This window comes from Pseudomonas putida, from assembly GCF_028682635.1.
GTDB lineage: Bacteria > Pseudomonadota > Gammaproteobacteria > Pseudomonadales > Pseudomonadaceae > Aquipseudomonas > Aquipseudomonas putida_AE.
Map to the genome: position 1 here is coordinate 1 of NZ_JANHLK010000008.1, position 23,104 is coordinate 23,104.

A 23,104-nucleotide genomic window follows, 5' to 3' on the forward strand; every position below is an offset into this window, starting at 1 on the left:
TGTGCGTGCTGGCGACGACACCTCGACTCCGGTACATGGCGGCGTGGGCAGCCAGATCAACGGCACCCATGGCTACCTGACCCTGGATGCAGCAGGCAACGCGCTGTACCACAGCTACCCGAACTCGGTGGGCGGGGCGGGTGCGAGTGATGTGTTCACCTACACCCTGCGCGACGGTGACGGTGATGAAAGCACCACCACGATCACCATCGACGTGAACAACAGCTGCATGGTGACGGCCCACGACAGCGGTGCGAGCGTCCACGAAAAAGCCTCGGAGCCCGCAAAAGGGGCAGACTTTACCGGGACCAAACCGAACTACAGTGTCTCCGGCGACAATGCCGATATCGCCCGCAGCGCCTTCGTCGCGAATACGGCGGCCATGACCGCGGTCCTGGTGGTCAGCGGAGCGCTGGGTGCGGTCAACGGTCACAACAGCGATGACCTGATCACCGTCAATCTCAAGCAGGGGGAAACCCTCAACCTGGATCACAACCTCACTGCCGGTCAGGTCAGCCTGGAGTACTCGATCAACGATGGCGCCTACACGCCCATCGCTGATGGCCAGACCCTTACGGCGAAGGAGGATGCGACCTATCACATCCACATCACCAACATCCCCGACGGTCCGGGCCCAGGCGCAAACAGCGCTGAAAACTACGAGTTGAAGATGACCGTCGATTACTCCGCGGCCAAGGACACTGCGCCGGACCACAGCTACTCCGCCAGCGACCCCCATGGCGGCAGCGACAGCATCAGCTACCAGGCTGACCACATCCTCACCGGGACAGCGGGGGATGACGCGCTGGTCGCCGACACCGGCAACAACGAGCTGCACGGTGGAGCAGGCAACGACTTGCTCTACAGCGGACCGGGCAACGACCTGCTCGATGGCGGTACGGGCATCGACACCGCGAGCTATGCCCACGCCACCGCCGGGGTCACGGTCAATCTCGGCGAGAGCGGCGCACAGAACACCATCGGTGCCGGCACCGACACCCTGACCGCCATCGAAAACCTGACCGGCTCCAACTTCAATGACTCGCTCACCGGCGATCACAACAGCAACATCATCACCGGTGGCCTGGGTAACGACGTGCTCAACGGCGCGGGTGGCGACGACTTCCTGATCGGTGGATTGGGCAATAACACCCTCACCGGCGGAAGTGGCGCCGACACCTTCCAGTGGCTCAACGGCAACAGCGGTCACGACGTCATCACCGACTTCACACCGGGTGCCGACAAGCTCGACCTGTCGCAACTGCTGCAAGGAGAGACCAACACCGCGGCTTCACTGGATGACTACCTGCATTTCACCGTCAGCGGCAGCGGCGCGTCACTGGTGACCAGCATCGACGTCAGCGCCATGGCCGGCGCCGCGCCGAACCAGACCATCGACCTGGCCGGCGTCAACCTGGCCAGCCACTATGGGGTCATGCCGGGGGCGGGCGGGGTCGTTGGCTCAGCGGATGCGGCCACCATCATCAACGGCATGCTCAATGACCATTCATTGAAGGTGGATACCGTGTGACCTGAAAACCGCAATAAAAAAACCGCTCTTCCTGTGACAGGGGAGAGCGGTTTTTTTTGCCTGCGACCGTCCGCAGATCACATCGGCTGCGGCTCACCGATCAAGCGCCCCATCACGCCAAACACCCCCAATGCCCGGATCGCTTCCAGCTCCCCCTGGGTTTCCACTTTTTCTGCGATCAAGGGTAAGTCGATGCTGTGGGTCGTGCGGCAAACCGCCTCGATGAACAGCCGTTTATCATGCTCGGCATCGATGCCACGGATGTAGGCGCCGTCGATTTTAAGGTACGCCAGCCCCAGTTGCGTGAGGTTGCCGATCTGGCTGAAATGGCCGCCAAAATGCTGCAGCCCGATACGGTAACCGGTGGCGAGCAGGCTGTGGCTCAAGCGTTGCAACGGGTCTGGCGGAGGCAGTTGGCGCTCATCGATTTCCAGGGTCAGGAAGGGCGCCAGTTCCGGCAGGGATTCAAGCATGTCGAGGATCAGTTGCACCTGCGCCTGATCGCGCAAGGTGCTGCCGGACAGGCTCAATGCCAGGGGCATCCGGTTGATGACGAGGTATTCGAGGGTGGCTTCGAGCATCGCCAGGTCAAAGCGCGCCGACCAGCCAAACCGCTCGATCCACGGCAAGAACTGGCCGGCGGCGATCGCTTCGCCCTGTGGATCGAGCAGGCGTGCGAGGACCTTGTGATGCAGCACCTGACGAGTCTCGGCGCATAACACCACCGGTTGAAAATACAACTGCAGCTGGCCTTCGTTCAGGGCAGCGTCAAGCCAGGTGTGCCAGTGGTGTTGGGCCTGCTTTGGTGCGCTGTCGCTGTGGCCCAACACGGCCCAGGGGCGCTCGGGATGTTGCCGGGCTTCGTTCAGTGCCTGGTCAAGTTGATGCAGCACGTGGCTCGCCGGGTCGCCGGGATGGAAGGCGACGACGCCCAGATGGGCGACGGGCATGCAGTCACTGGCACCGGTGAGGCGCAGGTTTTCCAGGGTGGCGCTGAGCTCGGCAGCCAGGCGCGTTGCCTCCTCGGTATCGAGATCCGGTGCCAGCAGGCTGAATTCGCCACCGCGATTGCGCGCTGCCAGCCAGGTGCGCCGTTGCGGTACCTGAGTCAGGCGCTTGAGCAAGTCGCCGACCGCGCCAATCAACGCATCGGTGCGTTGCCCGCCAAGGCGTTGATTGAGCCCGGCCAAATCGTTGAGCTGCAGCATCAGCAGATGACCGTCGCCATTTTGCTCGGAGATCCGCAATTGATCGGCCAGTTGTTCATCGAGCAATCGCCGGTTGGCCAGCCCTGTCAGGCTGTCCCGGTAGGACTCGCCGAGCAGTTTTTCACTGCGCGCCGCCTCTTCGGCGAACAGCGTCTTGAGCTTCTCGACCATCTGGTTCATCGCCAGCACCACGCGTTTCAACTCCGGTGTGCGCGGCAGCGTCGGCAAGCTGAGAAACTCGCGTTTGCTGATGGCGTCGGCCTGGCGAACCATGATGTCCAGCGGACGTAATTGCCGACGCAGCAGCCAGCCACCGAACACTGCACTGAGCAGCCCGCAGAGCAGCAACCAGACGAGGCTTCCCAGTGTGCTGTCCCAGAGTTTGGCCAGGGCGAACTGGGGATTGCTCAACACTTCAACGCGCGCCACCTGTTGCCAGCCACGGGTGATCAATGCATCGCCGCCCTCGGGGCGCAAATTCACCAGGTTGACGAACCAGCCGGGTACGCCGTCGATTTGCTCGGGGACGCTGCGCTGCACCAGCACCTGCCGATTCTCCAGGTGGGTGACGCGGATGTCGCTGTAATAGCCGCTGTCGAAAATCGAGCTGACCATCAACTCCATCATCGCCGGGTCGTCGACCTGGGTGGTCAAGGTCAGGCCCAGGGCGGTCGCGGCGTCCTGGGCATGGGCGCGCAACTGGCCCAGCGTTTGCTCGCGAGAGCTTTCCAGGCTGGCATAAAAACTGCCGCTGAACGCCACCAGCAAGAACAGGCAGATGGCAAGAAACAACTGGTTGCGCAGTTTCATCGAGCGCTCCTTGGCGTGGCGACTAACCGTCGCCGACGGCGAATCCTTCGGTTTGCATTTTTTTCAGGACGTCTTGCCAGCGCGACAGTTTTTTCGAGTCGCCGCTGCGCGGGTGGCCAGGTTTGCCGGGCAGGTACAGGCCTTCGGCGTTGAAGGCATACACCGGCAACAGGTCCTTGCGCTGCGAGGCGGGGCGGATTTCGCCGATCAGGTTGTCGAGCACCAGCGGTTCGGCGCCAGGGCTGCTGTAATAGGTCAGCACCATGTGCGCCTGGTTCTGTTTCAGGGCCTTGACGTAGGTAATGCGCAGCTTGTCGCTGGGAATGCCCAGCTGGCGCAGGCTGAAATATTTCGCCAGGGCATAGTCTTCGCAATCGCCCGCGGCCTTGATCAGCGCCTCGACGGGCGTGGCCCAGTAATCGGCCTGGCGCCAGAGGCGGGCGTCGTCCTGGAAATCCAGCTGCTGGTTGAAGAAGCGATTGACCGCAGTTAATTGCTCCAGCTCGGGCAGGTTGCGTTCACCTTGCAGCATTTCACTCCAGGGTTGGAGACGTCCCTGGGTCGGCCCCAGGCTGGCATAGCGCTTTTGTGCGGTATGCGAAATCTGCGCGAAATCCCAGGCGGGCCAGGCGCTGGCAAGCCCGGCCAGGGGAAAACTGGCCAGCAGCAGCCATCCGCCAAACCGAAGTCGGAGTGTTGGCCATCCTGGACTACCCGGACTGCGCGGCATGACTGGCTGCTCGAGTGCAGAGACCTGAAGTCTAGGTGGTGGTCGGGTCAGCGTCGACCTGCAGGCGGGGGAATCTCAGGACTTGTGCAGGGTTTTCTGCTTGAGGATGTACAGGGTCACCAGCACCGCACTGGTCAGCATGAACGCCCGCGCCCAGGGCATCGGCACCAGGTAGCAGGAGAACAGGATGCTGGCCCACATCAGGCCAATGGCATAGACCTTGCCCTTGAGCGGAATGCCATTACCTTCGAGGTAGTCACGAATCCACGGCCCGAGCCGCGGGTGATTGACCAGCCACTGATAGAAACGCGGCGAACTGCGGGCGAAACAGGCAGCCGCCAGCAACAGGAAGGGTGTGGTGGGCAGCACCGGCAGGAAAATCCCGATCACCCCCAGCGCCACGCTCAGCCAGCCGATGGCCAGCAGCACGTAGCGCAACATCAGGGAGCGGTTGCCTATGGGGTTGTCCATAGGCGGGACCTTAGTGATGGCGTGGCTTGAGGATCGCCGGTTTTTCGTCTGGTGCGTTGCACAGCAGGTACAGCGCAGTCAGGGCTTCCGGGATCTGCACGATCATGTCGTCCATCAGGTTGGCGTCGGCGGCGATGTCGGAGAACTCCGGTTGCTCGTCGAACAGGCCCGAACCGACCATGATCGGCAGGAGCATTTCGCTGACTTCGTCTTCGGCGGTTTCGAACCAGGCTTCTTCGCGCAGGAACACGCCTTCCATGAAACCGATGCACCAGCCGCGCAGTTCGGAATCATCCGGATCGTCGCCCAGGTCGAGGTCGCACGGCAGTTCGAACTCTTCATCGGAGGCCAGCTGGCGGGCGATGTGAGCCTTGAGGCCGATCAGCGTGGCTTCGATTTCTTCGCGTTGGGCTTCGCCGCTGTAGTGCGGCTCTTCGGCGAAGAGGGCGTCGATCCATTCACGGTCGGGAACGTCTTCGGAACAGATCGACAGCGCGGTGAGGTAGCCGTGGGCGGCCACGTAGTCCAGCGCCTCGTCATGCAGTTCATCGGCGTCGAGGAAGACTTGCAGGCGGGTTAGTTGCTCAGCGAAGGACATTAAAGGGCTACCTTGGGGAATATTCGATGCGGGAATTCTAGGCCTTCTTGAGCGCTTGGGCCAGCCGCGCGGCATATTTGCCCCTCTTGGATGCAGCATTCCCTGTCGGGGGGCATCTTCATCCGCTCTTATCAGCGGTGCCCTGCGCGAGGGAGGGCTCGGGTATACTCGCGCGTTTTGTGATGCCCTGCTGGCGTCATGGCTGAAATGTGAAGCGACATGTAATGCGCACTTACGATTTGTCGGTGCAAAGTTGCGGGTTCTGCACCAGCCTTGCAGGGATGTTTCGGTGATTTTTGGAGTTTTTATGCTCGAACAGGCTCAGCGCGTCCTCAAGGACATCTTCGGCTACGACAGTTTCCGTGGCCGCCAGGGTGCAATCATTGAGCGCGTGGCTAGTGGCGGCGATGCCCTGGTCCTGATGCCTACCGGTGGGGGTAAATCCCTGTGCTTCCAGGTGCCGGCGCTGCTGCGCGACGGCCTGGCGGTCGTGGTTTCGCCGCTGATCGCGCTGATGGACGATCAGGTCGCGACCCTGGAAGAACTGGGTGTGGCCGCCGCGGCATTGAACTCCACGCTCAGTGCCGAGCAACAGCGTGACCTGGCGGCAAGGATCCGCCGCGGTGAAGTGAAAATGCTCTACCTCGCGCCCGAGCGTCTGGTGCAGCCGCGCATGCTGAGCTTCCTGCAAGGGCTGAACATCTCGCTGTTCGCCATTGACGAAGCCCACTGCGTGTCCCAATGGGGCCATGACTTCCGCCCGGAATACCTGCAACTGGGCCAGTTGGCGGAACTGTTCCCCGACGTACCGCGCATCGCCCTGACCGCCACCGCCGACAAGCGAACCCGGGAAGAGATCGTCACCCGCCTGCACCTGCAGAATGCCGAGCGCTTCCTGTCGAGTTTCGACCGGCCGAACATTTTTTATCGCATCGTGCCCAAGGAGCAGCCGCGCAAGCAGTTGCTGGCGTTCCTCACCGAGCGTCGCAGCGATGCCGGTATCGTCTATTGCCTGTCGCGCAAGAAAGTCGAGGAAGTGGCGACCTTCCTCAGCGAGCAAGGCTTCCCGGCGCTGCCGTATCACGCCGGCCTGCCCAACGACCTGCGGGCCCACAACCAGAAACGCTTCCTCAACGAGGAAGGCCTGATCATGGTCGCTACCGTGGCCTTTGGCATGGGCATCGACAAGCCCAACGTGCGCTTTGTCGCACACCTCGACTTGCCGAAGTCGCTTGAGGCCTATTACCAGGAAACCGGGCGCGGCGGACGAGACGGTTTGCCCGCCGATGCCTGGATGGCCTATGGCTTGCAGGACGTGGTGATGCTCAAGCAGATGCTGCAGAACTCCGAAGGGGACGAGCGCCACAAGCGTCTTGAGCAACACAAGCTCGATGCCATGCTCTCGCTGTGCGAGGAAACCCGCTGCCGTCGCCAGACGCTGCTGGCCTACTTTGACGAAGACATGCCAGAGCCCTGCGGCCATTGCGACAACTGTGTCGATGGCGTGCAGACCTGGGACGCCACCGAACCCGCCCGTCAGGCCCTTTCGGCGATCTACCGCACCGGCCAGCGCTACGGCGTCGGGCACCTGGTGGATGTCCTGCTGGGCAAGGACAACGAAAAGGTGCGCAGCTTCGGGCACCAGCACCTTTCGGTGTACGGGGTCGGCAAGGCGATGTCCGAAGGCGAGTGGCGTTCGCTGTTCCGCCAGTTGGTGGCTCGCGGCCTGGCCGACATCGACCTGGAAGGCTACGGCGGCCTGCGCCTGAGCGACACCTGCCGTCCGCTGCTCAAAGGCGAAGTGACCCTGGAACTGCGTCGCGACCTGAAGGCGCAAACCACTGCCAAGAGCAGCAAGAGCCAGGCGAGCCAGCTGGTGCGTGGCGAAGAGCGCGAACAGTGGGAAGCCCTGCGTGCCCTGCGGCGCAAGCTGGCCGAAGAACACGGCGTACCGCCGTACGTCATTTTCCCCGACTCGACCTTGCTGGAAATGCTGCGCAGCCAACCGACCTCGCTGGCGCAAATGGCCCGGGTCAGTGGCGTCGGCGCCCGCAAGCTGGAGCGTTATGGCGAGGCGTTCCTCGAAGTGCTCGGTGGCCAGGTCGAGGCACCGAAAGTTGTCGCAGACCTGCGCCACGAGCTGATCACCCTGGCCCGTGCCGGCATGACGCCGTTGCAGATCGCCGGTCAGTTGCAATGCTCGGAAAAGAACGTCTACACCCTGCTCGCCGAGGCGATCGGCAAGCAGCAGTTGTCGCTGGAGCAGGCGCTGGACTTGCCGGAGGACTTGATGGGCGAAGTCCAGGACGCGTTCCTCGACGGAGAGGGCGAACTGCCGCCGGTAGCGGAAATTTCCGCGCTGTTTGCAGGGAGGGTGCCCGAAGGGGTCCTGTACTGTATTCGGGCGGCTTTGCAGTCCGAATTCGAACTTTGAATGACCAGCCTCATTGATGTAACGATTCAGTACAGAACAAGCCTTGCCTCCAGCCAAGGCTCATGCTTAGCTGACTAATTATTAGTATTTCTCTTATTTCAGTCTGATCATGAGTGTTTTATGTCGTTGACCGATCAACACCGTTTTGGCATGCAGTTGGCACAAATGTCCCGTGGCTGGCGCGCCGAGCTCGACCGCCGCCTTGCCGGACTTGGCCTGTCCCAGGCCCGCTGGCTGGTGCTGCTGCACCTGGCGCGCTTCGAGCAAGCCCCGACCCAGCGTGAGCTGGCGCAAAGCGTCGGCGTCGAGGGACCAACCCTGGCGCGGCTGCTCGACAGTCTGGAAAGCCAGGGCCTGGTGCAACGCCAGGCGGTGGTGGAAGACCGTCGGGCGAAAAAAATTGTGCTTTGCGCGCCGGCGCTGCCCCTGATCGAACAAATTGAAACCATTGCCACCCAGCTGCGTCATGAACTCTTCGAAGGTGTCGATGAGGCGGACGTAAAGGTCTGCATGCGTGTTCACGGGCACATCCTGGCCAACCTCGAAAAATCCTGAGACACAACCTCCCGCCCAGGCTTTTGAGCCAGGGCATTGGGCGGACTATAAGAACTAGTCGGCAATATCGTGTTCGTACCGCAGGTGCGAACACGTGCAGATTGGTTTTTGGTTTACCTAAGGGATGTTCATGCTCCAGAGTCGGCTATTGGTTGTACGGTATGGCGCCAGGCTGTTGCTGGCCTGTGCCGCTGTTACTTATTCGGCCTGGGTGCCGGCGTTGGGCCTCGGTGAAATCACCCTGCACTCGGCACTGAATCAGCCGCTGCGCGCGGAGATCGCCCTGGTGGATGCCGCCGCAGTGGCTGAGGGCGAGCTGTCGGTCAGCCTGGCGACGGCGGACGAGTTCAGCCGCGCCGGCGTCGAGCGCGTGGCCTTCCTCAACGACCTGACATTCACGCCCATCCTGCGGGGCAATCGCAGCCTGGTCCGGGTCAGCTCCAACAAACCGGTCAAGGAACCCTACCTGGATTTTCTGGTGCAACTCGACCAGCCCAATGGCCGCGTGTTGCGCGAGTACACCGTGCTGATCGATCCTCCAGGTGCGGAAAACCTGGCACCGATCAGTGATGAACCAGCGGTGAACCGTCCCTCTTCAGCATTCCCGAGTGTCGAGCCGGCAGTCGCACCATTACCTGCACGCACGGAATCGGCGGCAAGGCCTGTCGCCGATCCCCTGGCTGAACAACTGGCCGCCAGCGTCCTGCACAACCAACAGTTGCAGGCGAGCGTCGATGAACTCAACGTGAAACTTCAGGCCCGGGACGAGCAGATCGCCGTTGAGAAAAAGCAGGTCGCCGAGTTGCAAGCCCGATTGGCCGAGGTCAAGCAGGCACCCACGGAACCTGTTGCGTCGGTTGACGTGGCGCCAGCGCCAGTGGCGGAGCCTGGGTCGAACTGGCTAGCGATCGGAGGGTTGCTGGCGCTGGTGGCGTTGGCGTTACTGCTGGTGCGGGTTCGTCGGCAAAGACAGCAGGACCAGGTATCGCTGGAACCATCGCAACCAGACCCGCAGCCCGATGGGCAGAGCCTTCAGGAAGTGCCCGTCCGCCAATCGCCATTGCAACCTCTTGCGCCGGTTGTGCTTGCAGCACCGGTACTTTTGCCCCTGGTGACGCCATCGCCGCCATTACCCTTCGATGAGTTCCAGCTGAATCTGGACGACTTGTCGATGGAAACGAACTGGGATCTGGGCCCGATGGACCCTTCTCCTACCGCCGAGCAGCCGCCGAAAGCGCCAGCGCTGCCCGAGCCTGAGATTGAATGGGTAATCGAACCCGCCGAACCGGGTAACAGGCAGTAAACACCGTTATCATGGTGGCGCCCTCTGCCTCAGGAGTTTCGCCGATCATGACCGCCAGCAAACCGGAAATCGTCATCACCTATTGCACCCAATGCCAGTGGCTGCTGCGTGCGGCCTGGCTCGCCCAGGAGCTGCTCAGCACCTTTGGCGATGACCTGGGCAAGGTGTCCCTGGTGCCCGGCACGGGTGGGGTCTTTCACATTTTCTGTGACCAGGTGCAGCTCTGGGAGCGCAAGGCTGACGGCGGTTTCCCCGAGGCCAAGGTGCTCAAGCAGCGGGTCCGCGACCAGATCGATCCGGACCGCGACCTGGGGCACAACGATCGCACTCAGTGAGACACCGCCTCGGCGGCAACGGTTTTCTTGCTCGCACCACTCGATAGCCTGCTGGACACCACGATCGCGACGATGATCAATGCGCCACCCAGCAGCATGCGCAGGGTCGGGTTTTCATCGAACAGCAGCCAGGCGATGGTGATCCCGTAGACCGGCTCCAGGGCGAAGACCACGGCGGCGGTCCGTGCCTTGATCACCGCCAGGCTGGCGACAAACAGGCTGTGGGCGACGCCGGTGCAGAACACCCCGAGCAGGCCGATCCACAGCCAGTCGATGGCGCGCACTTCACTCAGGTGCGGGGCTGCGGCTGGCAGCAGGCACAATCCGACCACCACGTTCTGGCACAACGCCGCCTGCACCGGCGGGATGCGCGCGGAGCTGGCGCGGTTGGTCAGCGACAACAAGGAAAACAGCAAGCCCGAGGCGATCGACCAGAGCAGGCCGGTGGTGGCGCCACTGCCCAGATCGAACGCAGGCGTGACCAGCACCAGCCCGACACTCACCAGCGCCACCAGCAGAATTTCATTGGCGCGGATGCGCTCACGGAAAATCAGCCCTTCAAGGATCACGGTAAAGGCCGGGAAACTGGCAAAACCCAGGGTCGCGATGGCAACGCCGGCGACCTTCACCGAGATGAAGAAACTCACCCAGTGCCCGGCCAGCAGCAAGCCGCTGAGCAGCAGTCGGCGCACATCCACCGCTTCGAGTCTTCGCCAACGGCTTTGGCTGGCAAAGCGCGCAAAGAACGCCAGCGCCAGCACCGCGAACGCCGCCCGGCCGAAGACGATGATCGCCGGCGAAGCGGCGGCGAGTTTGCCGAATACGCCGGTCAGGCCGAACATCAATGCGCCGATATGCAGGGCGCCCAGGGCGGTACGGGGAGTCATGGCAATCCTTGATAAACGTGGCCGACAACACCGCCGACCCTTGTAGGAGCTGCCGCAGGCTGCGATCTTTTGATCTTTATCCTGAAAGCAAGATCAAAAGATCGCAGCCTGCGGCAGCTCCTACATTGAACGTGTAAACGAACCCTGTGTCTGTCGCCAGACTCGCGTCATTTGTCGCCAGCCTCGCGCCGCAATCTACCCGGCGATGCGCCGAACTCGCGCAGCACCGCTGCGGCAAAGGCACTCTGGGAGCTGTAGCCGACCCGACAGGCAATCTCGCCAATGGGCAGCGCCGAATTGCGCAGCAGTCCCACGGCCTTGTGCAGGCGTCGGCTGCGGATGTAGTCCATCGGCGTCTGCCCGCATTCGGCCACGAACCGGGCATGCAAACGGGCACTGGAAAGACCGGCCACGCGCGCCAGGTCGGCGACTTGCAGCGGGTAGGCGGCGTATTGGTCGATGTGTGCATTCAGGGCGGCGTAGGGCAGGCGCCGGCCGCCGACCGAGTCGGGCCTGGCGTTGTTGAGGCTCGCCAGCAACAGCACCGCGCCCTGTTGCGCAATGACCGGATCATCGACCGGGCTGTTGGCCAGCCACTCGACCAACTGGCTCTGTCCCGCATCCAGCGACAAGCGGCCGGCGTTGTCGAGCAGGCGTCGACTGGCATCGGCATGATCGCCCAGGGACTGGCCAAGCCATTGATCGCCGGGCACGTCGAGGACCAGGCAGCGGCTGCCGTTGGGGCTGCCGCAGGCATGATGAAAGCCGCCCGGAATCACCACGAAGCTTTGCTGGACCACCTGGCTGCCATGCCCGTCGACTTCGAAATCCAGCGCACCCGACAGCCCGAACACCAGTTGCGCATGCTCATGGCTGTGGACGATCAGGTCGTGGGTGTACTGGCGCAGGGTGAGGATCGGTCTCATCTCGGCTCTCGTTGCAGGGTTGATGCGTCAGGTCGCAGTCTACACCGACACCACCTGCGCGCGCTGTCACAGGACTGACTCGGCGCTGTCATGGGCCATTAACCCGGACGCGGCAAGCTTGCCAAAACTTGTCCTGAGGGTTGCCCATGACCAGCGCCGAGCTCGCCAAACCCAGTCGTAAGCAACGTGTGCGGACCCTGTGGATTTCCGATGTGCACCTGGGCACCCGCGATTGCCAGGCCGAGCATCTGTCGCAGTTCCTCAAGGGTTATCACGCGGACAAGGTCTACCTGGTCGGCGACATCATCGACGGCTGGAAACTGCGCGGCGGCATGTATTGGCCCCAGGCGCACACCAATGTGATCCGCCGGCTGTTGACCATGAGCAAGCGCGGCACCGAGGTGATCTACGTCACCGGCAACCACGACGAATTCCTGCGCCGCTATTCGAAGCTGATCCTGGGCAACATCCAGCTGGTGGACGAAGCGGTGCACGTGACCGCCGATGGCCGGCACTTGCTGGTGATCCACGGCGATCAGTTCGATGTGATTACCCGCTACCACCGCTGGCTGGCGTTTCTCGGCGACTCGGCCTACGAATTCACCCTGACCCTCAACCGCTGGCTCAACCACTGGCGCGCCCGATACGGCTACGGCTACTGGTCGCTGTCGGCGTACCTCAAGCACAAGGTGAAAACCGCGGTGAGCTTCATCAGCGATTTTGAAGAAGCCATCGCCCACGAGTGCGTCAAGCGCGAACTCCACGGCGTGGTGTGCGGCCATATTCACCATGCCGAGATTCGCAAGGTGGGCGGGGTCGACTACCTCAATTGCGGCGACTGGGTGGAGTCGTGCACGGCGCTGATCGAGCATTGGGATGGCACGATCGAGTTGTATCGGCTGGCCGATGCGCAGGAGGCCCAATTGAAGGCAGTTAAAATGGCAGAGCCTGCGTAGACAGGTCCGGCGCCTTCGCTGTAGGAGCAAGCTTGCTCGCGATGGAATTCAACGATGACGCGGGAAACCAGACACCCCGCGGCGACCTCAGGTTTTTCGTCGGAACGCCGCCCGGAGCAAGCTCGCTCCTACATCGCCGCCTTGTAGATCGAGTTCTTCGGCTGCGCAAACAACCGTTCCATCATCGGTTCGAAGAAACTCAACGGCAGCGTGTCATACGCCGGGTCAAACGCCGCCGCATCGTATTTGGCGCAGAATTCGATGGTGGCCTGATACTGCGGGTGATCGCAGAATTGCTCGCGCAGATGCCGGTCCATGCCCAGGTGATGGAAGAAGTAGTAGCCCTGGAAAATCCCGTGTTTTTCCACCATCCACAGATTCTCGGCGCTGACAAACGGCTTGAGGATGGCCGCGGCGATGTCCGGGTGGTTGTAGGAACCCAGGGTGTCGCCGATGTCGTGGAGCAGGGCGCAGACCACGTACTCTTCATCGCGGCCATCGCGCCAGGCGCGGGTGGCGGTTTGCAGCGAGTGAGTCAGGCGGTCCACGGGGAACCCGCCGAAATCACCTTCGAGCAGCTTCAGGTGCGCCGCGATCCGAATCGGCAATTGGCGAGCGTAGGCGCTGAAGTCCGCGGCGATGATCGCCCAGTCTTCCTGCGTACCATCCTTCATGTGGGTAAAACGGGCATTGGCATTCATCGGCAATCCTCTGCTGATCTAGAACGGCACGCGTCCCAGGATCATGTCGCGATACATGACGAAATCGCCGAGAAGGCTGTAGAAAGGGTGCTGAAAGGTTGCAGGACGATTCTTCTCGAAGAAGAAATGGCCAACCCAGGCGAAGCTGTAACCCGCCAGCGGCAATACCCACAACAAGGTCCAGGCGCCACGACCGACGGTCAGCGCCAGAATGAAAATAACCAGCGTGGTGCCGATGAAGTGCAATCGTCGGCAGGTACTGTTGCTGTGTTCGCTGAGGTAATACGGATAAAACTCAGCGAAGCTATTGAAACGCTTGATGTTTTCCACGACCGCGATCTCTGTGGTTATTGTTCTGGCTGCAACTTGTTCTGCGGGTAGCTTATTTGAGTCTAGAGTGATCATTGGCGCGAGCCAGTGACAATAGGCGCCACTTTAGTATCCTTCGGAAAATTTGCCGCGACAGACGGCTCACCAAGACAGTAGACGCCATGAGCGAACGAACGACTTCTGCAAGCTGGGCGATGGGGATTGTCAAAGCACTGGAAATGGACGGCCTGGATTGCCGGGTTCTGTTCAATCAACTGGGGCTCGACTACGCGGCACTGGATGATCCGGATGCGCGCTTCCCGCAAGATTCCATGACACGACTGTGGCAACGGGCGGTTGAACTGTCCGGCAACCCGGCGATTGGCCTGAACATGGGCAAGGTGGTGCGACCGGCACAGTTCCATGTGACCGGATACGCCCTGATGTCCAGCCAGACCCTGGCCGAAGGCTTCAGGCGACTGGTGCGTTACCAGCGGATCATCGCCGAAAGCGCCGACCTGAGTTTTCGCCTGCTGGATGAGGGCTATGCGCTGATCCTGACGGTGCACGGCGACCATTTGCCGCCGACCCGGCAAAGCGCCGAAGCCTCGTTGGCCTGCGCCCTGGCACTGTGCGGCTGGTTGACCGGACGCACGCTGCACCCGCGCAAGGTGCTGGTGCAGGGTGATCAACCGGCCGATCTCGAACCCTATAAACAAGCCTTCCATGCGCCGCTGGTGTTCAACGCGCCCTACGATGCGTTGATATTTGAACGCGCGGACATGGAAGCACCGCTGCCGACGGCCAACGAGGCCATGGCGCTGTTGCATGACCGGTTTGCCGGCGAATACCTGGCGCGGTTTTCCGAGAGTCGGGTCACGCACAAGGCGCGCCAGGTGCTGTGCCGTCTGCTGCCCCAGGGCGAACCCAAGCGCGATGCCGTGGCGCAGACGCTGCATTTGTCGCAACGCACCTTGCAACGGCGTCTACAGGAGGAGGGTACGAGTTTTCAGACGTTGCTCGACGACACCCGTCGTGAACTGGCCGAGCAGTACCTGGCGCAACCGAGCATGACCCTGCTGGAAATCGCCTACCTGCTGGGGTTCGCTGATCCGAGCAATTTCTTCCGCGCTTTCCGCCGCTGGTTCGACACCACGCCCGGCGAGTACCGGGCGCGGCTGATGGAAACGCCGGCGCCGGTCAGTGACGCCAGAACGCCGGTATACACAGCACAAACACGGTAATGATCTCCAGTCGGCCCAGCAGCATACCGAACGAGAGAATCCACTTGGCCGCGTCCGGCAAGGAAGCGAAGTTGCCTGCCGGGCCGATGGTCTCGCCCAGCCCCGGGCCGACGCCGGACACGGTGCTGGCGGCGCCGGTCAGGGCGGTCATCCAGTCCACCCCGAGCAGTGACAGCAACAACGCGATCACGCAGATGGTGATGGCGAAGAAGAACGAAAAGGTCAGGATCGAACGCACGATCTCTTCATCGAGGCGGTGGCCGTTGTACTTCTGCTTGATCACCGCACGGGGGTGGATCAGCTGGTTAAGGTTGGCCTTGAGCAGGATGTAGGCGACCTGGAAGCGGAAAATCTTGATCCCGCCGGCAGTCGAACCAGAGCAACCGCCGACGAAACCCAGATAGAAGAACAGCATCAGCGAGAAATTGCCCCACAGGCTGTAGTCCCCCAGCGCGAATCCGGTGGTGGTGACCACCGACGTCACGTTCAGCGCCACATGCCGCAGCGCCTCCAGCCAATGCAGCTGGGTGGTCCACCAGTACCAGGTGCCGAGTACCAGCCAGGTCACCAGCAGCATGCCGAGCAAGCCCTGGACCTGCTGGTCCTTGATCAGCGCCCGGCGGTTACCGCGCAGGGTCGCCACGTACAGGGTGAACGGCAGGCTGCCGAGAATCATGATGACGATGGCCACCCAATGCACCGCCGGTTGCGTCCACTTGGCCAGGGACTGGTCCGAGGTCGAGAACCCCCCGGTGGAAATCGCCGACATCGCATGGTTGATCGCATCGAACGGGCTCATCCCGGCCCACCAGAAGGCCAGGCTGCCGAAAATGGTGATGCCGACGTAGGCCGCCACGATCAGGCGCGCCACCATGTGCGAACGGGGCATGACTTTTTCAGAACGGTCCGAAGACTCGGTCTGGAACAGCCGCATGCCACCGATGCGCAGCAGCGGCAGGATCGCCACCGCCATGCCGATAAACCCGATGCCGCCGATCCAGTGCAGCAGCGAGCGCCACATCAGGATGCCGGGGGACATGTCGTCCAGGTGGTTGAGCACCGTCGAACCGGTGGCGGTGATCCCGGACATGCTTTCAAAGAACGAGTCGGTGTAGCTGATGTGCTGGGTCAGCAGGAACGGCAGCGCGGCGAAGATACACACCACCAGCCAGCTGCTGACGGTCAGCAGGTACATGTCCCGTGGTCGCAGATGGACATGCTCGGGGCGCCCGGGAATGACCAGGGCGAGGCCGGCGACAAAGGTGATCATGCTGGCCCAGAGGAACGACGGCAGGTCGCCGGTGCGATCGAAGATCACCAGCGTGGCCATGGGCACGACCATGGCGATGGCCAGGGTTATCAGGAAAATGCCGATGATGAAACCAATGAGACGTAAGGTCGGCAACGCCATGAAATCCGCTCGGCTGAAGTAAGGAGGGCGCCATTCTACCTGCGGGGCGGGGCATGTAAACCGCACTGCCTCAGTAGTTACAGCTAGAATAGCCGCACATTTTTTTCTGGAGGTGGCCGATGCAGGCTCTCGACGTTTTGCTCAACCGTGTTTCCGTGCCGCGCCTGATCGAGCCGGCACCTACCCAGGCGCAACGCGAAGTGCTGTTTGCCGCAGCCATGCGCGCCCCGGATCACGGCCACTTGCAGCCTTGGCGCTTCCTGACGGTCGAAGGCGCGGCGCGTGAGCAAATGGGCGAGTTGCTGGCCGAAGCGGCAAAGCTGCAGGACGCTGAAGTCGCTGAAGCGGCCATCGACAAGGCGCGTAATGGACCGCTGCGGGCACCGCTGGTGGTCGTGGTGATTGCGCGGGTGCAGGAGCACGTCAAATATCCGAAGTCCGAACAGTTGCTGGCCGCGGGTTGTGCGGCCCACGGGATTTTGCTCGCGGCCTATGCGCAGGGTATCGGCGCGGTATGGCGCACCGGTGACCTGGCCTATTCGTCCCATGTGGCCAAGGGGTTGGGACTGGCGGAAGGGGAGGAGGTGATTGCCTTCCTGTACCTCGGCACGCCGCAAAAAGAACCGCGGGTGGCGGAGAAGGTTGATCTGGCCGAATTTGTCAGTGCCTGGCCCGGTAAAGCCTGAAGATCAAAAGATCGCAGCCTGCGGCAGCTCCTACAGTGTTACATCCGTAGGAGCTGTCGAGTGAAACGAGGCTGCGATCTTTTCAGGTCACCGCCCCCGGCACCAAAGGAAATTCCAGACTGGCAATAAATCCACCCTCAGGGTGATTGGCCAGCATCAGGCTTCCGCCATGGCGTTCCGCCGCACGGCGCGCAATCGCCAGTCCCAGGCCGTGCCCGGCTGCCGTCTGCCCGGGCGCGCGATAGAAGGGCTCGCCCAGCTGGCGCAAATGTTCAGCTTCCGCCCCCGGCCCATGGTCACGCACGGTCACCACGATCCGCTCCCCCTGGCGCAAGGCCTGCATTTCAATCGGCAGGCCGCCCGCCGGGTTGAAGCGCTGGGCGTTGCGCAGCAGGTTGTCCACGGCGCGCTCGATCATGGTCGGCCAACCCTTGAGGGTCAGCTGCGACTCGGCTTCCAGGTGCACGAGCTGATCGGGTGAACCCAGCTGTGCATCTTTTTGCAAGGTCGTGAGCAGGGCGTTGAGATCCACTTCTTCAGCACTGGCGTTATCGGCATCGACCCGCGCCAGCACGAGGATTTCGCTGATCAAGGCTTCGAGGCGGTCGCATTCGCGGGTGAGCCGCGGCCAGAGTTTTTCCCGCTCTTCAGGGCTGGCCCGTTCGGCCAATGCCAGGGCAATGCGCAGCCGGGCAAGCGGGGACCGCAGTTCGTGAGACACATCGCGCAGCAGTTGCCGTTGACTGCCGATCAGGCTTTGCAGGCGCGCGCCCATGCGGTTGAAGTCGTTGGCCAGCACGCCGAATTCGTCGCGGCGGTTGGCCAGCTTGACCAGGCTGTTCTGTTGGTAGGTGGTTTGTCCCAGGTCATGCACCGCGCTGCGTAAACGGCTGAGCGGGCGGGTGATGGAGAAGGTCACCAGCAGGCTGAACAGGGTCAGTACCACCAGGGCGATCCCCAGCGCACTCAACGGCCAGAGCAGGCTTTCGCGGTGCCAGGCGTCGAGTTCCGGGTGAGGGATGCGGTAGATGAACAGGTAGGTGTCACCACTTTTGTCGCTGGTGAACTCATCGGTCAGGCGCCGCCATGGCAGGCGGCGGTCGTCGTTGTTCTGCCGCGCCTCAAAGGCAGCCGCACGCCGTGGGAAGGTGCCGCGCACCACCGGGTCACCGCTCTCGTTGAGTACCTGGACGTCGATGTGATATTGGCGCTTGCGCTGTTGCAGAATGTCCTGGGCTGCGTCTTCGCCCTGGGTTTCGTAGGTTTGCGTCCATTGTTCGGCCAGGGTATTGAGGCCCGGATGGCGACTGAGAATCCACGCGTCCTGATTGAGCATGTGCCCGAGCAGAATGGAGAGCCCTGCAACCAGGGCGATGGCCAGCCAGAAGCTGGCCAGGACCCGCCAGAACAATGAGCGCACAGAAAATCCTCGAACAGACCTGTAGGAGCGAGCTTGTTCGCGATGGACGACTAGACAACACGGGCTACCTGATGCCGCGCGTTATCGTTGACGTCCATCGCGAGCAAGCTCGCTCCTACAGTAGATCAAAAGCAATGAGGCCCAACGGTGGTTAACCGTTGGGCCGGGGGTTAGCGCATTATTGCGCTTTTTGCGCCTGCTGCGCTTTCCAGGCCTTGAACTCTGCCCATTCCGCGCGACGTTCAGCCTGTTTTTTCTGGATCTCGTCGAATTTCTTCTGTTGATCCGGCTTCAACAAGGCACGCACATCGGCTTCGGCTTTCTTGTGGTTGGCGGCCATTTCATCTTTCATGGCTTTCTGGTCGGCTGGCGAGAGTTTTTCCAGGTACTTGTCGACCACTTGCTTACGCTCGTGCATCTGCTCGCCCATGATCTTGCGGATCTGCTCGCGCTGCTCGCGGCTCAGGTCCAGTTGGCTGTACGGGCCTTTACCGTGCATGCCGTGCATCTGACCGCCGTGGCGCGAACCGTCCATCGGGCCATCCATCGGGCCTGCGCCTTCAGGCATGGCCATGGCAACGGTCGGCAGGGCGGTGGCGAACATCAGAGCGATAAGAGTCTTGCGCATGGTGAATCTCCTTGTCTCATTCCCGGTACGTTCCGGATGAGTTCAGATTACGCAGATCAAGGTCAGCGGCGGTCAGCGGTACGTAAAGCTTGGGTAAAGATGGTTTTGCGCCGACCTGACAAAAACAACCCTTGTAGGAGCCGGCTTGCCAGCGAAGGCGTCCGAAAGAACGACGCATTATTCAAGGACGCCTTCGCCGGCAAGCCGGCTCCTGCAAGGGAGCGTAGGTTTAGAGGCTGTAGTAGTAGCCGCGGCTGCGCAGGGCCACGATGCGCGGGCGGCCATCGGGATGCGGGCCGATTTTTTTGCGCAGGTTGCTCACGTGCATGTCGAGGCTGCGGTCGTACAGGGTCAGCTTGCGGCCGAGGGCGATTTGCGCCAGTTCCTGTTTATCCAGCGGCTCGCCGGGCTGCTTGAGCAGGGCTTCGAGCAGGCGGCTTTCGGAAACTGTAAGCGTGAACTCCTGTTCATCGATGCTGACCACGCCGCGCACCGGGCTGAAACACAGGTCGCCCAGCTCCATCTGGCTGGACGCCGGCGCCGGATGGCTGCGGCGCAACACGGCGCGCAGGCGGGCTGTCAGTTCCCGTGGGTCGCAAGGTTTGGCCAGGTAGTCGTCGGCACCGAGCTCCAGGCCGAGGATACGGTCCAGGGGTTCGCCGCGGGCGGACAGCATCAGCACCGGCAAGTCCGGGTGATCGCTGCGCAGTTGCTTGAGCAGTTCCAGGCCACTGCCGTCCGGCAACATCACGTCCAGCACCACGGCCGCCGGGGAGGTTTCGGCCAGTGCGCGACGGGCGCTCTGGCCATCGTGACAGGCGCGCACCTGAAACCCTTCCTGGCTCAGCCAGCTGCTCAGGAGCTCGCACAGCTCCTGGTCATCATCAATTAGTAACAGCTCGCTCATGAATCACTCAATTTAGCCATTGTCGACGTTTTCGACTCGCTCCACTGGCGAAGATACCGCAGAGCAGGGCCAATAGCGCCACCCCGGCGCCAACGACGAACCACTGTTGCTGATCGGTCAGCAAGCGCGGGATCGTACTGCCGGCCTGGACTTCCCGAAGTTGCAGCTTGAGTCGCTGATTCTCCTGGCGCAACCGGACCAGCTGGACGCTTTCGCGTTCGCCATCGGCATTGTTCAATTGTTTGCCCAGTTCTTCTCGTTGCCGCTCGCTTTCCTTCAAGCGTTGCTGCAGTTCGTTGATCTGGCTGCCGGCGCTCAAGGACAGCGGCGTGGAGTTCGCGCCCTCGGCGGCTTCTTCACCGTGGGCGGGCGCCACGATCGACAACGTGACCAACATCAGACACAACGGACCTTTGCGCATCGCGACTCCTGATTCCAATACGGATATTGGGGAGTTTGTCGGCAGGCAAACGAGAATAATGAGCGATTGAGAACGCGATGAACCGATAAGGTTCACCGCGCCAAGAGACGTTACGGCAGGACTTGCTTGAAAGGCTTGACCAGGACGTTGGCGTAGACGCCGGCGGCGATGTACGGATCGGCGTCGGCCCAGGCCTGCGCGGCGCTCAGGGAGTCGAATTCGGCGACGATCAGGCTGCCGGTGAAACCCGCTGCCCCTGGATCATTGCTGTCGACCGCCGGATGTGGGCCGGCCAATACGATGCGACCTTCGCCTTTGAGCACCTGCAGGCGCTCAAGGTGTGCAGGCCGGGCGGCCAGGCGGGCTTCCAGGGAGTTGGCGACGTCTGTGGCAATGATTGCGTAAAGCATGTCAGTCCTCGGTTTTCGGCGTTGTGGTATCGGCGTCGTGCAGGTGGCGGGACAGGTAGATGCCCTGGCCGACCAGGAACAGCAAAGTCATGCCCAGGCTGCCGAAGACCTTGAAGTCGACCCAGTAGCTCTGGAACGTGAACGCGACGAACAGGTTGGCGGCACCGCAAAACAGGAAAAACGCGATCCAGGCGATGTTCAGGCGCGTCCAGACCGGCTCCGGCAGGCTCAGCGCGTGGCCCATGATGCGCTTGATCAGCAGTTGGTCACCGATGAAGTGGCTGCCGATGAACGCCAGGGCGAACAACCAGTTGACCACCGGAGCTTTCCATTTCAGGAAGGTCTCGCTGTGGAAGGCCAGGGTCAGGCTGCCGAAGACCAGGCAGGCGATCAGGGTCAGCCACTGGCTCTTCTCCAGCTTGCGCTGCTTGATGAACAGCGTGCCGTAGACCACCAGGGAGCTGATGATCAGCATCGCGGTGGCGCTGTAGATGCCGCCTACAGTGACCTCGTGGCCGGCTATGTCGACGACCCGTGGATCGATCTTGAAGACGATGAAAAACAGCAGGAGCGGGATGAAATCGATGAATTGTTTCACAGTGGCAGCCAGAAGCAGGATGTGGCGGCATAATAACAAACATATGGGCGCGCGATAGCGCCAGCTGATTTGAGGTTACAAAGCCCTGTGAATGTTGATTTGCACTGCCATAGCACGGCCTCCGATGGCGCCCTGGCGCCTGCGATCCTGGTTGCGCGAGCGTTCGAGAAAGGCGTGCGAGTCCTGGCCTTGACCGATCACGACACCCTCGAAGGCCTCGACGAGGCCCGCTGTGCAGCGAATGCGCTGGGGATGCAACTGGTCAATGGCGTCGAATTGTCCTGCACCTGGGGCGGCGCGACCATTCACGTGCTGGGCTACGGTTTCGATGTCAATGCCGCGCCGTTGGTCGAGGCGATTGCCAAGTTGCGCGACGGCCGCTGGCTACGTTCCGAGGAAATCAGCCGCAAACTGGCGTTGAAAGGCATGCCGGGAGCGCTCGAAGGCGCCCGTGAAGTCCAGCAGGCCCTGGGCGACAGCGGTAACGCGCCGGCCCGCCCGCACTTCGCCGACTGGATGGTGCGCGAAGGTTTCGTCAAGGATCGCGCCGAAGCGTTCCGCAAATGGCTGGGTGCCGGCAAGCTGGGTGACGTCAAGCAACACTGGCCAACCCTGGAAGAAACCGTCGAAACCCTGCGCGCGGCCAAGGCGTGGGTCAGTCTGGCCCACCCCTGGCACTACGAATTCACTCGCAGCAAGCGTCGCCGCCTGATTGCCGACTATATTCAAGCAGGGGGCCACGCGATCGAAGTGGTCAATGGCCATCAGCCTGCCGAGCAAGTAGGCAGCCTGGCTATTCTGGCCCGCGAGTTCGGTCTGCTGGTCAGCGCCGGCAGTGATTTTCATGGCCCTGGAGGCTGGTCCGAGATCGGTGAATATCGCCCGCTTCCGGAGGATCTGCCACCACTGTGGTGTCGATTCAAACATGACCCAAATATTGCCGTCGTCTGAACAGGTAGAGAATGTGAGTCAATTTTTCCAGATTCATCCGGAAAACCCGCAAGCGCGCCTGATCAAGCAGGCTGTCGAGATCATTCGCAAGGGCGGGGTGGTGATCTATCCCACGGACTCCTCCTACGCCATTGGTTGCCAGATCGGCGACAAGGTCGCCGTGGAGCGCGTACGCCGACTGCGCCAGCTCGACGAAAAGCACAACTTTGCGCTGATCTGCAGCGATCTGTCACAACTGGGGCTGTTCGCCAAGATCGACACGGGCACCTTCCGCATTCTCAAGGCTCACCTTCCAGGGCCCTACACTTTTATCCTCAACGCCACCCGTGAAGTCCCGCGCCTGCTGTTGCATCCGAAAAAACGCACCATCGGCCTGCGGGTGCCGAGCCATCCGATTGCCCTGGCGTTGCTCGAAGAGCTGGGCGAACCGTTGATGAGCGTGACGCTGATCATGCCGGGCGACGAGGATCCTTTGACCGATCCTTACGAAATGCGCCAATTGCTCGAGCATCAGGTCGACCTGATCATCGATGGCGGTTTCGGCGGGATCAAGGCTTCCACGGTGATCAACCTCGCCGATGGCGAGCCGGAAGTGATCCGCGTCGGTTGTGGCGACCCTGCGCCGTTCATGGTCGAGGCCTAGATGTCCGCAGTTGAACCCGTCGACAGTCAGG

At 61.9% G+C, this 23,104-nt stretch carries 25 protein-coding genes; 10 read left to right on the forward strand and 15 right to left on the reverse strand.

Features of this window, described 5'->3' with window-relative positions; all coding sequences use genetic code 11:
• A partial coding sequence (locus NPS56_RS12015) for a type I secretion C-terminal target domain-containing protein (RefSeq protein ID WP_274074804.1) occupies positions 1 to 1,531 on the forward strand: 1,531 nt, incomplete at its 5' end.
• Between the two features lie 77 nt (positions 1,532 to 1,608).
• On the opposite strand, the gene lapD is transcribed toward NPS56_RS12015, so the two are convergent.
• The 4 genes from lapD to NPS56_RS12035 form a co-directional block, all read right to left on the reverse strand.
• Positions 1,609 to 3,549 carry a cyclic di-GMP receptor LapD gene (gene lapD, locus NPS56_RS12020; protein WP_274074805.1) on the reverse strand — a complete coding sequence of 647 codons (1,941 nt, stop codon included), beginning with the start codon at positions 3,547 to 3,549 and terminating at the stop codon, positions 1,609 to 1,611.
• Positions 3,550 to 3,571: 22 nt separating this feature from the next.
• Positions 3,572 to 4,279 (reverse strand): cysteine protease LapG, encoded by a 708-nt coding sequence (lapG, locus tag NPS56_RS12025; protein WP_274074806.1) that lies wholly within the window; start codon positions 4,277 to 4,279, stop codon positions 3,572 to 3,574.
• A gap of 75 nt (positions 4,280 to 4,354) precedes the next feature.
• Positions 4,355 to 4,750 (reverse strand): YbaN family protein, encoded by a 396-nt coding sequence (locus tag NPS56_RS12030; RefSeq protein WP_274074807.1) that lies wholly within the window; start codon positions 4,748 to 4,750, stop codon positions 4,355 to 4,357.
• Positions 4,751 to 4,760: 10 nt separating this feature from the next.
• The gene (locus NPS56_RS12035) at positions 4,761 to 5,348 is read right to left on the reverse strand and encodes a YecA family protein (RefSeq protein ID WP_274074808.1); all 588 of its coding nucleotides are present in this window, start codon (positions 5,346 to 5,348) and stop codon (positions 4,761 to 4,763) included.
• Positions 5,349 to 5,655: 307 nt separating this feature from the next.
• On the opposite strand from NPS56_RS12035, the gene recQ reads away from it, so the two are divergent.
• The 4 genes from recQ (at position 5,656) to NPS56_RS12055 (ending at position 9,975) form a co-directional block, all read left to right on the forward strand.
• Positions 5,656 to 7,782 (forward strand): DNA helicase RecQ, encoded by a 2,127-nt coding sequence (recQ, locus tag NPS56_RS12040; RefSeq protein ID WP_274074809.1) that lies wholly within the window; start codon positions 5,656 to 5,658, stop codon positions 7,780 to 7,782.
• A 120-nt stretch (positions 7,783 to 7,902) separates the two neighbouring features.
• Positions 7,903 to 8,337 (forward strand): MarR family transcriptional regulator, encoded by a 435-nt coding sequence (locus tag NPS56_RS12045; protein WP_274074810.1) that lies wholly within the window; start codon positions 7,903 to 7,905, stop codon positions 8,335 to 8,337.
• 130 nt (positions 8,338 to 8,467) lie between these two features.
• The gene (locus NPS56_RS12050; protein WP_274074811.1) at positions 8,468 to 9,640 is read left to right on the forward strand and encodes a type IV pilus assembly protein FimV; all 1,173 of its coding nucleotides are present in this window, start codon (positions 8,468 to 8,470) and stop codon (positions 9,638 to 9,640) included.
• Positions 9,641 to 9,687: 47 nt separating this feature from the next.
• Positions 9,688 to 9,975, forward strand: coding sequence for a SelT/SelW/SelH family protein (locus NPS56_RS12055; protein WP_046816858.1), 288 nt, complete (start codon positions 9,688 to 9,690; stop codon positions 9,973 to 9,975).
• Here the strand turns inward: NPS56_RS12055 and NPS56_RS12060 are convergent.
• Complete coding sequence (locus tag NPS56_RS12060) at positions 9,969 to 10,862, reverse strand: DMT family transporter (RefSeq protein WP_274074812.1); 894 nt, start codon at positions 10,860 to 10,862, stop codon at positions 9,969 to 9,971. The two genes, NPS56_RS12055 and NPS56_RS12060, sit on opposite strands and share 7 nt — an antisense overlap.
• Before the next feature lie 167 nt (positions 10,863 to 11,029).
• Entirely contained in the window at positions 11,030 to 11,788 is a 759-nt protein-coding gene (locus NPS56_RS12065) for a helix-turn-helix transcriptional regulator (RefSeq protein ID WP_274074813.1), read from the reverse strand.
• A 146-nt stretch (positions 11,789 to 11,934) separates the two neighbouring features.
• Here NPS56_RS12065 and NPS56_RS12070 point away from each other — a divergent pair, with 146 nt between their 5' ends.
• Positions 11,935 to 12,744 carry a UDP-2,3-diacylglucosamine diphosphatase gene (locus tag NPS56_RS12070; RefSeq protein WP_274074814.1) on the forward strand — a complete coding sequence of 270 codons (810 nt, stop codon included), beginning with the start codon at positions 11,935 to 11,937 and terminating at the stop codon, positions 12,742 to 12,744.
• A gap of 128 nt (positions 12,745 to 12,872) precedes the next feature.
• Here the strand turns inward: NPS56_RS12070 and NPS56_RS12075 are convergent, their stop codons facing one another.
• Together NPS56_RS12075 and NPS56_RS12080 are read right to left on the reverse strand one after the other, a co-directional pair.
• Complete coding sequence (locus NPS56_RS12075; protein WP_274074815.1) at positions 12,873 to 13,445, reverse strand: HD domain-containing protein; 573 nt, start codon at positions 13,443 to 13,445, stop codon at positions 12,873 to 12,875.
• An 18-nt stretch (positions 13,446 to 13,463) separates the two neighbouring features.
• Positions 13,464 to 13,775 carry a DUF962 domain-containing protein gene (locus tag NPS56_RS12080; RefSeq protein ID WP_274074816.1) on the reverse strand — a complete coding sequence of 104 codons (312 nt, stop codon included), beginning with the start codon at positions 13,773 to 13,775 and terminating at the stop codon, positions 13,464 to 13,466.
• A gap of 161 nt (positions 13,776 to 13,936) precedes the next feature.
• On the opposite strand from NPS56_RS12080, the gene NPS56_RS12085 reads away from it, so the two are divergent.
• Complete coding sequence (locus NPS56_RS12085; protein ID WP_274074817.1) at positions 13,937 to 14,998, forward strand: AraC family transcriptional regulator; 1,062 nt, start codon at positions 13,937 to 13,939, stop codon at positions 14,996 to 14,998.
• Here the strand turns inward: NPS56_RS12085 and NPS56_RS12090 are convergent.
• Positions 14,955 to 16,409, reverse strand: a complete 1,455-nt coding sequence (locus NPS56_RS12090; protein WP_274074818.1) for a TrkH family potassium uptake protein — start codon at positions 16,407 to 16,409, stop codon at positions 14,955 to 14,957. The genes NPS56_RS12085 and NPS56_RS12090 overlap by 44 nt on opposite strands.
• 119 nt (positions 16,410 to 16,528) lie before the next feature.
• Here NPS56_RS12090 and NPS56_RS12095 point away from each other — a divergent pair, with 119 nt between their 5' ends.
• Complete coding sequence (locus NPS56_RS12095) at positions 16,529 to 17,095, forward strand: NAD(P)H nitroreductase (RefSeq protein ID WP_274074819.1); 567 nt, start codon at positions 16,529 to 16,531, stop codon at positions 17,093 to 17,095.
• Between the two features lie 82 nt (positions 17,096 to 17,177).
• Here NPS56_RS12095 and NPS56_RS12100 read toward each other — a convergent pair whose 3' ends face one another.
• The 6 genes from NPS56_RS12100 to NPS56_RS12125 form a co-directional block, all read right to left on the reverse strand.
• Positions 17,178 to 18,515, reverse strand: a complete 1,338-nt coding sequence (locus NPS56_RS12100; RefSeq protein ID WP_274074820.1) for a sensor histidine kinase — start codon at positions 18,513 to 18,515, stop codon at positions 17,178 to 17,180.
• A 178-nt stretch (positions 18,516 to 18,693) separates the two neighbouring features.
• On the reverse strand, positions 18,694 to 19,143 hold the full coding sequence (locus tag NPS56_RS12105) for an LTXXQ domain protein (RefSeq protein WP_274074821.1): 450 nt from the start codon (positions 19,141 to 19,143) through the stop codon (positions 18,694 to 18,696).
• Positions 19,144 to 19,372: 229 nt separating this feature from the next.
• Complete coding sequence (locus NPS56_RS12110) at positions 19,373 to 20,050, reverse strand: response regulator transcription factor (RefSeq protein WP_274074822.1); 678 nt, start codon at positions 20,048 to 20,050, stop codon at positions 19,373 to 19,375.
• Between the two features lie 7 nt (positions 20,051 to 20,057).
• A complete protein-coding gene (locus tag NPS56_RS12115; protein ID WP_274074823.1) occupies positions 20,058 to 20,471 on the reverse strand; it encodes a translation initiation factor 2 in 414 nt (137 codons plus the stop codon).
• Positions 20,472 to 20,581: 110 nt separating this feature from the next.
• A complete protein-coding gene (locus tag NPS56_RS12120) occupies positions 20,582 to 20,881 on the reverse strand; it encodes a YciI family protein (RefSeq protein ID WP_007984134.1) in 300 nt (99 codons plus the stop codon).
• A gap of 1 nt (position 20,882) precedes the next feature.
• A complete protein-coding gene (locus NPS56_RS12125) occupies positions 20,883 to 21,479 on the reverse strand; it encodes a septation protein A (RefSeq protein ID WP_008055521.1) in 597 nt (198 codons plus the stop codon).
• An 87-nt stretch (positions 21,480 to 21,566) separates the two neighbouring features.
• Between NPS56_RS12125 and NPS56_RS12130 the strand changes: the two genes are divergently transcribed.
• Together NPS56_RS12130 and NPS56_RS12135 are read left to right on the forward strand one after the other, a co-directional pair.
• The gene (locus NPS56_RS12130) at positions 21,567 to 22,430 is read left to right on the forward strand and encodes a PHP domain-containing protein (RefSeq protein ID WP_274074824.1); all 864 of its coding nucleotides are present in this window, start codon (positions 21,567 to 21,569) and stop codon (positions 22,428 to 22,430) included.
• Between the two features lie 13 nt (positions 22,431 to 22,443).
• The gene (locus NPS56_RS12135) at positions 22,444 to 23,073 is read left to right on the forward strand and encodes an L-threonylcarbamoyladenylate synthase (RefSeq protein WP_046816873.1); all 630 of its coding nucleotides are present in this window, start codon (positions 22,444 to 22,446) and stop codon (positions 23,071 to 23,073) included.
• Positions 23,074 to 23,104 lie beyond the last annotated feature (31 nt).